Raw genomic sequence first — 7,128 nt, 5'->3', positions numbered from 1 at the left:
CCGGCCTCGTCGCCGCGCGGCTGCTGATCGAGGCCGGCGCGACGCCGCAGGCGGCCATCGACGCGGTGCGCGCCGCCCGCCCCGGCGCCGTCGAGACCGCCGCGCAGGAACAATGCCTGCGCAGCCTCGCCGGGCCGGGCTGACCCTCAGACCGCGTCCAGCGCCGCCAGCGTCATCAGCAGCGCCGCGCCCCCGGCGCCCAGCGCGCGCAAATGGTTCCACAGCCCCCAGCGCCGCAGATACCGCCGCCACAGCGCCGCCGCGGCGCCCGATTCCGGGTTCACCGCCGCCAGTTGGTTGTTGAGCGGGATGTTGCCGACAAAGGACCCGCCCATCACCGCGACCAGATAGATGATCGCGGCGGCGCTCAGCGCCACGGACCCTTCGCCGACATAGCCGAGCCCCAGAAACGCCAGGCTGGCGGCGGCCACGAAGAACAGCCCGAACATGAAGATCGAACGATAGACCAGCACGTTGATGCTTTGCATCGCCGCCACCCCCTGCGCGGCGGGCAGCGCGCCGAGCGACTTCATCACGAAATCCGAAAACGCCATGAAGACCCCGGCGATCAGCCAGCTGAAGACAGCCGCGAAACCGGTCAGATACTGGATCCATTGCGTGGACATGGTTTTCTCCTTTCCAGGAACACTCAGTAGGACAGGCTGGCGGCGCGGCGCAGATAGGTCGTGTCCTCAAGCTGCGCCAGCATGAAATCGGCGACGTCGGCGCGCGAGATCTTCAGCGCCAGTCCGTTGCGCCCGTCGCCGGAAAATCCGTGCCGGACCCGCCCGGTCGCCGGCCCGTCGGTGAAGGCCGCCGGGCGCAGGATGGTCCAGTCGCGGTCGCTGGCGCGGATCGCGTCCTCCTGCGCCTCGTGATCCGCCATCGCCGGGCGCAGCAGCAGCCCGAACATGATGTGTTTCCAGAAGAAATTCAGGTTCCCGGCGCTGTCCCCGGCCCCCAGCGTGGTCAGGCAGACCAGGCGGCGCACGCCCGCCGCCTGCATCGCCGCGAGGATGTTCGCGGTGCCCTGCGCGCGCACCCCGCCCTTGCGCCCGGCGCCAAGCGCGCACAGCGCCGCGTCGTGGCCCGGCATCGCCGCGGCCACCGCGCCCGCGTCCAGCGCGTCGCCCCGCGCCACGCGCAGATCGCGGTGGCGGGCATGGGGAAAATCGCCGCTGCGGGTGAAGGCGGTGACCGCGTGCCCGGCCTTCAGCGCATGGGCCACGAGCACCCGCCCAAGGGTTCCGGTGGCCCCGAATACGATCAGTTTCATGATGCTTCCTTTTCTTGACACTGTGTAAATTGACAGACTGTCAAATAGGCGTCACTTTACAGCATGTCAAGAAAAACCTCGGGCACCCGCGCCCGCATTCTCGAAGCGACCTGGGATCTGATGGCCGGCAATCGCGGCCAGGGCGCGCGCATGTCCGACATCGCCCGCGCCGCCGGGGTCTCGCGCCAGGCGCTGTATCTGCATTTCGACACCCGCGCCGACCTGCTGATCGCCGCCACGCGCCACATGGACGAGGCGCTGGGCGTCGAGGCCCGCCTGCAGCCCTACCTGCAGGCCGCCACCGGTCGACTGAAAATGCGCGAGCTGATCAGGTTCTGGGGGCGCCACGCGCCCGACATCCAGGGCATGGCCCGCGCCCTGCTGGCGATCAAGGACAGCGACCCCGAGGCCCGCGCCGCCTGGGATGACCGCATGGGCGCGGTGCGCGCCGAATGCCGCGTCACCATCGAGACCCTCGCCGCCGAGAACGACCTGCGCCCCGGCTGGTCCGTGGACGAGGCCGCCGACCTGTTCTGGGCGATGCTGTCGTTCCAGACCTGGGACCAGCTCACCGGCCAGTGCGGCTGGAGCGCCCGGACCTATGTCGACAACCTGCTGCGCCAGGCGGAACTGAGCTTTCTGGCCCCCTGACCGGCGCCCGCCGCATCCGGTTTCCCGAATCGGTGTCGGTGCGTGCCGACTTTCCTGTCGCGCCAGAGGAACGTCTACCCCCCCTGCGGCCCCCCTTGCGCGCGCTCCTGCGGCCCGCCGTCAGCGCGCCCGCGGCTTGCGGTTGACCAGAAACACCCCGGCGCCGACCAGGACCAGCGCCGCGACCAGCGAGGCCGAGATCGGTTCGTCCAGAATGAGCCAGCCGAAGATCACCCCGAACACCGGCGTCAGGAACCCCCACACCGCCATGTCCGAGGCCGGATAGATCGACAGCACCCAGAACCACGCCGCCATGCCGATGCAGACCACGCCGATCACCTGCACCGCGAACACCCCCAGCACCAGCGGCGTCATGTCGCGCAGCATCGGCCCGAACAGCGGCGCCGTCAGGCCCAGCGCGATCGCCGACACCACAAGCTGGTAGCTCAGCTGCATCGCCGGCGCGGCGCGCGACAGCCGGGTCATGCGCGCCACCAGCGCGATGCCGGTCCAGCAGATCGCCGCGCCGATGCACATGAGGTCGCCCAGAAGCGCCCTGTCGGTGCTGGGCGCGTCGTTCCACAGCAGCGCCAGCGCCACCCCGGCCACCGCCAGCGCCAGCCCGGCGAGGCGCAGCCGCGTCAGCCGCTCGCCCGGCAGCAGCCAATGCGCGGCGAAGGTCACCCAGACCGGCATGGTGTAGAACAGCACCGAGGCCCGCCCGACGCTGGTGTATTCAAGCGCCTGGAACAGCAGCAGGAATTCGACCGAGAACAACAGCCCGCTGACGATGCCCGGACCAAGGCTGCCGTCGCGCACCGACAGCCGCCGCCCGGTGGCCAACGCATAGGCCAGCACCAGCGGCGCCGCGGCCACCGAACGCATGGCGGCCTGAAACGCCGGCGACATGCCCTCGTTGACGATCTTCACCATGGACTGATTCAACCCCATGGCCAGCGTGAACCCCACAAGCACCGCCGCGCCGGTCAGATCGATCCGGTCTTTTCTCGCTGCGCTGTCCCGCATGGTGATGTCGCCCCCCGGCTGGCGGCGAAAACGCCCCGCGCCCGCATCTGCGGGCATTGCGCGGACGAAGGCAATGGCCCGCGCGCCCGGCAACCCCAAATCCATGCCCCAATCCATGCCCGGCCCGCCGGCGCCCCCCGGGATCGCCGTCAGCCCTCGATTTCAGCGGACTGCGCCCAAAGATTGATGTCCGCGTCACTGGCGTAGCGGTCGATCTCCGCCAGTTCCTCCGGCGAAAACCCCAGGTTGTCGAGCGCCCCGACGCAGTCGATGACCTGCTCGGGGCGCGAGGCCCCGATCAGCGCCGAGGTGACGCCGCCGCCCCGCAGCACCCAGGCGATGGCCATCTGCGCCAGCGTCTGGCCGCGCTTTTGCGCGATGCGGTCCAGCGCCCGGATATTGTCCAGCGCCGCCTCGCTCAGCGCCGCCGGGCGCAGCGACTTGCCCTGCGTCGCCCGGCTGCCCTCCGGCGTGCCGGACAGGTATTTGGCGGTCAGCATCCCCTGCGCCAGCGGCGTGAAGGCGATGGATCCGATGCCCAGTTCGGCCAGCGTGTCCTTCAACCCGTCGCGCTCCAACCAGCGGTTGAGCATGTTGTAGCTCGGCTGATGGATGACGCAGGGCGTGCCCAGATCCTTCAGGATCGCCGCCGCCGCGCGGGTGCGCGCCGAATTGTAGGACGAGATCCCCGCATACAGCGCCTTGCCCGAACGCACGATGGCGTCGAGCGCGCCCATGGTCTCCTCCAGCGGCGTGCCCGGGTCGAAACGATGCGAATAGAAGATGTCCACGTAATCGAGCCCCAGGCGCGTCAGGCTCTGATCGCAGGAGGCGATGAGACTCTTGCGGCTCCCCCATTCGCCATAGGGCCCGTCCCACATCAGATACCCGGCCTTCGAGGATATGATCAGTTCGTCGCGCAGCCCGGCGAAATCGCTGCGCAGGATTTCGCCGAAGGCCGCCTCGGCGGCCCCCGGCGGCGGGCCGTAATTGTTGGCCAGATCGAAATGGGCGATCCCGAGGTCGAACGCGGTGCGGCAGATCGCCCGCTTCGTCTCGTGGGGCGTGTCGTCGCCGAAATTATGCCACAACCCCAGCGAGATCGCCGGCAGGCGCAGCCCGCTGGCCCCGCAGCGGTTGTAGGTCATGCGGGCGTAGCGGTCCGGATTCGGTCGATAGGTCATGATTGCGTCCTGTCAGCGGCCAGAGCGGCGCCCGGCCCGACCGCGCCGGGTCCACGGGCCTGCGCGAGGCTACCCCCGCACGCCCGCCCCGCCCAGCGAAATCGCCGCGGGCGCCGCGCGTTCAGGCGGCAGATTCGGCCCCCAAATCGGCCCCCAAATCGGCCCCCGCATCAGCCCCCATATCGGCCCGTGCGTCCGCCCGCGCGTTCCCCCGCGCATCCGGCGCATCCGGCGCATCGGGCAGCGTCTCGGCCAGCGCCGCCGCGATCTCGCGAAACCGCGCCGCCTCGGCGCTGTCCGGGGCGGCGCGCACCATGGGGGTTCCGGTGTCCGAGGTCTCGCGCAGGGCCCGCGTCAGCGGCAGCGCGCCGAGAAACCGGATGCCCTGCGCCGCGGCCTCGGCCTCGCCGCCGCCATGGCCGAACACCGCGTCCTCCTGCCCGCAATTGCTGCACACATGGGTGGACATGTTCTCGATCAGGCCCAGCACCGGCGTGCCGGTCTGGCGGAACATGTCGATGGCCCGGCGCGCGTCCAGCAACGCGATGTCCTGAGGCGTGGTGACGATCACTGCGCCGTCGAGCGGAATGGTCTGGGACAGCGCGATCTGCACGTCGCCGGTGCCCGGCGGCAGGTCCGCCACCAGCACGTCGAGCGGCGCCCAGGCCACGTCGCGCAGCAGCTGCGCGATGGCGTTGGCCAGGATCGGTCCGCGCCAGACCAACGCGCGGCCCTCCTCCATCAGCGAGCCCACCGACATCATCTTGATCCCGTGCGCGGCCAGCGGCACCAGCGTGTTCTCGCGCCCGATGGGCCGCCCCGGCGCCCCCATCATGCGCGGCTGACTCGGCCCGCAGAGATCGGCGTCAAGCAGCCCGACCCGCAGCCCCAGATCCGCCAGCGCCAGCGCCAGATTGGCCGAGACCGTGGATTTTCCCACCCCGCCCTTGCCCGATCCCACCGCGATCACCCGCGCCACCCCCGGCAACGATCGGGGCGCATCATCCGCGTCATCTTCGGGCGCGGCGCGCGGCGCGGTCAGCAGCACGCTCGCGGACGCGACCCCGTCAAGCGCCGCGATGCGCGCCTCCGCCTCGGCCCGCGCCGCCTGCATGGCCGCCGCATCCGCCGCCGGCACGTCGAGGATCAGCCGCACCGCGCCGTCCTCGATCTCCAGCGCCCGGATCACGTCGGCCTCGGGCAGCGCGACGCCGCTGCGCGGATGCGCCACCGCGCCCAGCGCCGCCAGAACCTCGTCGCGGGTTACGCTCATCTTCGACCCTCTCGCCTGCGCGCCCCGCCCGGATCCCAGGCGTCCGCGGGGCGTCGGCGGCCACAGAACCCGCGAATTCCGCCTACGTCAACCGCGCCGCGCCGGCCGCCCGAATGCATCATTATGCCACATGACAGGGCGCCGGCGCGCGGCATGACATTTTGTCAGACCGCACGGCGCGAGAATCCTTGGATTTTCGCGCAACCGCGCTGCGGGCCGGACAGAATGTCATGCCAAACCCATGCCGAAATCATTCTAAGATATTATTATTGCTCATTATTTTTTGCCGCCTCCATCCGCGAAATGGTAAATGTCGAGTCGAATGCAGGGGCATGACGCGCAGCCGCCGAGGCCCCGCGAACCGGGAGGAACGGGGAAAAGATGCAGCACGGGATTCTGATGATTTCTCTGGCGATCGGCTGCTCGATCGCCGCCGGGGCTTTCGCGCAGGACAGCATCCAGCCCGCCGAGCCCTTCGTGGCCGGCGTCGCGCCGGACCGACGCCCCGCCGACGCGCCGGTCATCGAGCGCATGCGCAAGGGCGACGCCTGGTATGGCCGCGCGCTCACCGGCGTGCAGCCGCCCTACCCGGCCAGCCTGCGGTTTCTCGAGGATCAGGGCGCCTGGTTCACGCCTTTCATCCATCCCGGGATGACCGGCCCCTACGACATCCGCAACTGGCACGCCGCGCGATGACGCGCCCGCCGGCGCTACGATTTTCACGATTTCTGGGATGACCCAGAGAAGCGGCGTGCGTCAGCGGCGACAAGCCGCCTGACGGAACGCCAGGCGAACGGAAGAGGAGAAAACCTGATGAAGAAATCCTTCAAGGGAACCATGGCGGCCATTCTGTGCTCGGGGTCATTGATCGCGACTGCAGCCGTGGCCGCCTCCGACATGTCGGGAATGTCCGGCATGGGCGGCATGTCCGGCATGGGCGGCATGAGCGGCATGGGCGGCATGTCCGGCATGTCCGGCATGGGCGGCATGTCCGGCATGGGCGGCATGAGCGGCATGGGCGGCATGTCCGGCATGGGCGGCATGGGCGGCATGTCCGGCATGGGCGGCATGAGCGGCATGTCCGGCATGTCCGGCATGGGCGGCATGAGCGGCATGTCTGGTTACGGCGGCGGCGGCGGTGGAGCTTGGGTCTGCACCCAGTGGTCCTATGCCGGCGGACGCAGCTACGGCATGGGCGGCATGTCCGGCATGTCCGGCATGGGCGGCATGTCCGGCATGGGCGGCATGTCCGGCATGAGCGGCATGAGCGGCATGGGCGGCATGTCCGGCATGGGCGGCATGGGCGGCATCTCCGGCATGGACGGCATGTCCGGCATGAGCGGCATGGGCGGCATGTCCGGTATGGGCGGCATGTCCGGCATGTCTGGCATGGGCGGCATGTCCGGCATGGGCGGCATGAGCGGCATGAGCGGCATGGGCGGCATGTCTGGCATGGGTGGGTTCTCCGGGCAGGGCGGCGGCTGGTTCTGCACCCAGTGGACCGCGAAGGTCTCCTACCCGCGCGCGCCCTTCACCGGTCGCATGCGCGGCATGTCGGGAATGTCGGGAATGTCCGGCATGGGCGGCATGTCGGGAATGGGCGGCATGTCCGGCATGGGCGGCCAGACCTGGACCCCGCCGAAATCCAACTGATCCCCACCCCGCGCATGGGAGCGGCGCGCACGCGCCGCTCCTCCCTGTCCGCCAGCCAGGAGTCC

8 protein-coding genes are annotated in these 7,128 nt (G+C 70.0%); 3 read left to right on the top strand and 5 right to left on the bottom strand.

The window, feature by feature from the left end; translation table 11 throughout:
* Positions 1 to 146 precede the first annotated feature (146 nt).
* Together AC1HC7_RS08595 and AC1HC7_RS08590 are read right to left on the bottom strand one after the other, a co-directional pair.
* Positions 147 to 626 (bottom strand): anthrone oxygenase family protein, encoded by a 480-nt coding sequence (locus tag AC1HC7_RS08595; RefSeq protein ID WP_479495193.1) that lies wholly within the window; start codon positions 624 to 626, stop codon positions 147 to 149.
* Between the two features lie 23 nt (positions 627 to 649).
* Entirely contained in the window at positions 650 to 1,276 is a 627-nt protein-coding gene (locus tag AC1HC7_RS08590; RefSeq protein ID WP_479498932.1) for an NAD(P)-dependent oxidoreductase, read from the bottom strand.
* Between the two features lie 63 nt (positions 1,277 to 1,339).
* Here AC1HC7_RS08590 and AC1HC7_RS08585 point away from each other — a divergent pair, with 63 nt between their 5' ends.
* Complete coding sequence (locus tag AC1HC7_RS08585; RefSeq protein ID WP_479498931.1) at positions 1,340 to 1,927, top strand: TetR/AcrR family transcriptional regulator; 588 nt, start codon at positions 1,340 to 1,342, stop codon at positions 1,925 to 1,927.
* A 120-nt stretch (positions 1,928 to 2,047) separates the two neighbouring features.
* On the opposite strand, the gene AC1HC7_RS08580 is transcribed toward AC1HC7_RS08585, so the two are convergent.
* The 3 genes from AC1HC7_RS08580 to AC1HC7_RS08570 form a co-directional block, all read right to left on the bottom strand.
* On the bottom strand, positions 2,048 to 2,953 hold the full coding sequence (locus AC1HC7_RS08580; RefSeq protein WP_479495190.1) for a DMT family transporter: 906 nt from the start codon (positions 2,951 to 2,953) through the stop codon (positions 2,048 to 2,050).
* 149 nt (positions 2,954 to 3,102) lie between these two features.
* Positions 3,103 to 4,137: an L-glyceraldehyde 3-phosphate reductase gene (gene mgrA / locus AC1HC7_RS08575; RefSeq protein WP_479495189.1), complete on the bottom strand. Its 1,035-nt coding sequence runs from the start codon at positions 4,135 to 4,137 to the stop codon at positions 3,103 to 3,105.
* Between the two features lie 121 nt (positions 4,138 to 4,258).
* Positions 4,259 to 5,410: an Mrp/NBP35 family ATP-binding protein gene (locus AC1HC7_RS08570; RefSeq protein ID WP_479498930.1), complete on the bottom strand. Its 1,152-nt coding sequence runs from the start codon at positions 5,408 to 5,410 to the stop codon at positions 4,259 to 4,261.
* A 381-nt stretch (positions 5,411 to 5,791) separates the two neighbouring features.
* On the opposite strand from AC1HC7_RS08570, the gene AC1HC7_RS08565 reads away from it, so the two are divergent.
* Together AC1HC7_RS08565 and AC1HC7_RS08560 are read left to right on the top strand one after the other, a co-directional pair.
* Positions 5,792 to 6,106, top strand: coding sequence for a hypothetical protein (locus AC1HC7_RS08565; protein WP_479495187.1), 315 nt, complete (start codon positions 5,792 to 5,794; stop codon positions 6,104 to 6,106).
* Between the two features lie 117 nt (positions 6,107 to 6,223).
* On the top strand, positions 6,224 to 7,063 hold the full coding sequence (locus AC1HC7_RS08560) for a hypothetical protein (RefSeq protein ID WP_479498929.1): 840 nt from the start codon (positions 6,224 to 6,226) through the stop codon (positions 7,061 to 7,063).
* Positions 7,064 to 7,128: the final 65 nt, after the last annotated feature.

It is taken from the genome of Oceanicella sp., from assembly GCF_056449545.1.
The sequence above is the reverse complement of the archived record's forward strand: the minus strand, read 5'-3'. Positions and strand labels throughout refer to the sequence as shown.